Below are 3307 nucleotides of genomic sequence, written 5' to 3' on the forward strand. Positions count from 1 at the left end.
CAGGGCCTGGTCGATCCGCACACGATCATCGTCAAACGCCGCGTGTCGGGCAAGACGAAGCGGTACGACGTGCAGGTCGACGAGCACCTGTACTACCGGAATCAGGGATGGGTGGCGTGGCTGGCTGACGATCCGCAAGCCGGCGGCCGCTGGTCGATGGAGTTTTCGCTGCGGAGCAAAGACGGACGGTTGGCCCAGGCCCCCTACCGCCCGATGGTCGGCGTCGGCGATGAGATCTTCTACAACGGCGATCGCTGGCGGCCGATCGCCACGCCGGGCATGCACCAGTTCCCGATCGCCATCGACTGGAACGGCGACGGCCTGATCGACATTATCTCGACGAGCCACTACTCCAACGTTCAGGGCATGCCGTGGGCCGGCGTGTTCTTCTGGCGGAACATCGGCGGCAACGCCAAACCGCGGTTCGCTCCGCCCTACCGGCTCTGCGCCGACGGCGTGGACCTGACCGACCCATCCAAGACGCACTGGAAAGGCGAGTGGAAGTTCGCCAAACGGCGCGATTTCATCAGCGAGTACTACATCCGCGTGGACTTTTTCGACTGGTTCGGCACAGGCCGGCAGGACCTCGTGACGGTCAGCCGCCAGGGGCAGATGCGCGTCTACCGCAACACCGGACGGCTGGACGAAGCCGGGCTGCCGGTGCTTCAGCGGGCGGTGGATATCGCGATCCCGAAGGTGCTGCCGCCGACGCCGTACCTGGGCCTGCGGGTGGTGGATTGGGACGGCAGCGGCCGGCCGTCGTTTATCCTGGGCTCGCCCTACGTCGAGGCTGGGATCGACAACGGCCAGATCTGGCTGATGCGAAACGTCGGCGGGACGCCGGAAAGACCGAAGTTCAAATCGTTCCCGCTGCCGCGTTCGAGTTTCTGGCGGCCGAAAGCCAGGTACGGCGACTGGCGGACGATCAACAACTTTCCCGACGGCCGGGCGTTCAGCTTCGATTGGTTCGACGTGGACGGCGACGGCTCCGCGGAACTGCTGATCCTGCACGGCAACCATCGGCCGGAACCGGCGATCGAGGTGTGGCGCAACGCGGGAACCGCGGACGAGCCGCGAATGACGCAGGATGGTTTCCTGCCGTGGAGCGTCGGCCGGATGAGCTGCGGTTTCCGGTTCGTCCGGAACGCCGCGTTCGACGGCTGCCTGGTCGGCACGGTCAATTCGGGCGGCGGCATGCGGTACTTCAAGCGGACGGGCGAAAATCCGTATGACGCCAGGAGCTACAAGGACGCCGGGCTGCTGCTCGGCGAAGGCGGCAAGGTGCGGCCGGAGGGTTACGTGCGGGCCTGGCCGATCGACGTGGACGGCGACGGGAAAATGGACCTGGTCTGCGGCGACGAGCCGGGCTTCATCACGCTGGTCAAGAACGTGGGAACCAGGGACCGGCCGGCGTATGACAATCCGCGCCGGCTTTGCGACAATCGCGGCAACGTGCTGCATCTGAGGCGGGAGAACATCCTGCACGATAACGACCTGGAGTGGAGCTGCGGACAGCTCAAGCCGCTGGTCTGCGACTGGGACGGCGACGGCCGGCTCGACCTGATCGTGGGCAATAACACGAACCGCATCCTGTGGCTGCGCGGCTACGACCCGCAGCGGAATCGCTTCACCGGGATGCACGAGTTGAAGGTGCGCGGGATGCTCGATCCGTTCGGGTGGCGCAAGGGCCAGATCGTGCTCGATTTCGACGGTGACGGCCGCTTGGAGCTGATCACCGCCGACTGGCAATACCGCGTGTGCATGTACCGCCAGAGCACCGAGAGCCCACTGCTGCTGGAGCCGCCGACGCCGCTGACGTATACCAACGGCAAACCGATCATGGTGGACACGATACCGCCGGCCATCTACAAGTACGGCATGATCAGCCTCGACGCGGTGGACTGGACGGGCAACGGGGTCTACGACCTGATCGTCTCGACGAACTACATGAGCAATCTGCTGGAAAACGTGGGCACCAACCAACAGCCGAAGTTCAAAAAGCCCAAGCCCTTCACGACGCCCGACGGCCCGATCGAGATCTGCCATCACGACAGCCACGCCAAGGCGGTCGACTGGGACGGCGACGGACGCGATGACCTGCTGATCGGCGGGGAATCCGGCACGATGTACCTGTTCCACCGCGATTGGCTGGCGGGTATAATGCACAGAGTCGAATCTGGAGAAGTCAAACCGATCCGATGAGCCAGGTCAAAGTCGGCATTTCGAGCGGCGCCCTGCAGGGCACGTACCTAGCCAGGCACCCGGTCCATGACCCGCTGGAGGCCGTGGTCTGCGCGTTCGAAAGCGGATCGACGCGAGTGGCGATGATCGGACTGGACCTGGTCCAATTGTCGGTGGGATTCTGCACGCGGGTGCGGCGGCGAGTGGCCCAGCGCTGCCAATTGGCCCCAGAGGCGGTCATCACCCATTGCACGCACACGCACACCTCGCCGGGCCAGAACGAGCTTCTGGAGGATGGCCTGGCCGACTGCCTGGCCGGGCTGGTCAACGACGCCTTCTGCTCCGCGGAGCCGGTGCGGATGGCGTATCGCCAGGTCGATACCGGGCGGCGATACAACGTCAACCGCCGCCGTCCCATGCCGCGCGGGCTGGGAAGCCTGACGATGTGGCTGGGCTTCGATGACCATCAGGGCGACCCGGACGGCGGACCGGTCAACCGGGCCCGGCTCGAGCACTGGCTGGGCCGGCCGGTCGGCGAACCCGATTTTCAGGGCCCGATGATCTACAACGGTCCGACCGACGGGTTGCTGCAGGCGGTGTTCTTCCAGACCCTTTCCGGCCGGCCGATCGGCAGCATTGTCCGCTACAGCGCGCATCCGTGCATCGCCGGCCACACCACCCAGCGGCGGTACAGTGCCGACTTTCCGGGTGTGGTGCGCCGACGGATGGCTGAGGCGTTTGGCGGGACCTGCTGCTTCCTGACCGGACCGTGCGGCAACCTGGCCCCATGGGAACAGGGCCGCTGGCCCCAGCCGAAATTCCCCGAAAACGACCTGCAGACCAGCGTGCCGTGGTTCCCGCACCAGGAGGCCAATGCGTGCCATCTGGAGGTGCGGCGGATTGGCGACGGCCTTGCTGAAACCCTGATCCGCGAACGGCTTGAGGACGCGGAATTCACCGCCGCTGAGGATCTGAAATTCTCATCAGAGCAGGTCAGCCTGCCGCTGCGAAACGACCTGGTGGCCAATGGCGATGAGGCGCTTCGGCGCGCCGCCATCCTCAAGGAGGAGTTCCTGCGTATCCGTCACGCCGAATCGTTGAGTGAGCTCAAGCAACTGGCGGATAA

2 protein-coding genes are annotated in these 3307 nt (G+C 65.3%); both read left to right on the forward strand.

Features of this window, described 5'->3' with window-relative positions:
* The coding region (locus tag GXY33_12790; GenBank protein NLX06008.1) for a VCBS repeat-containing protein at window positions 1-2202 on the forward strand (2202 nt) is incomplete at its 5' end.
* The coding region (locus tag GXY33_12795) for a hypothetical protein (protein NLX06009.1) at window positions 2199-3307 on the forward strand (1109 nt) is incomplete at its 3' end. The genes GXY33_12790 and GXY33_12795, both read left to right, overlap by 4 nt.

The organism is Phycisphaerae bacterium (assembly GCA_012729815.1).
Classification (GTDB): domain Bacteria; phylum Planctomycetota; class Phycisphaerae; order JAAYCJ01; family JAAYCJ01; genus JAAYCJ01.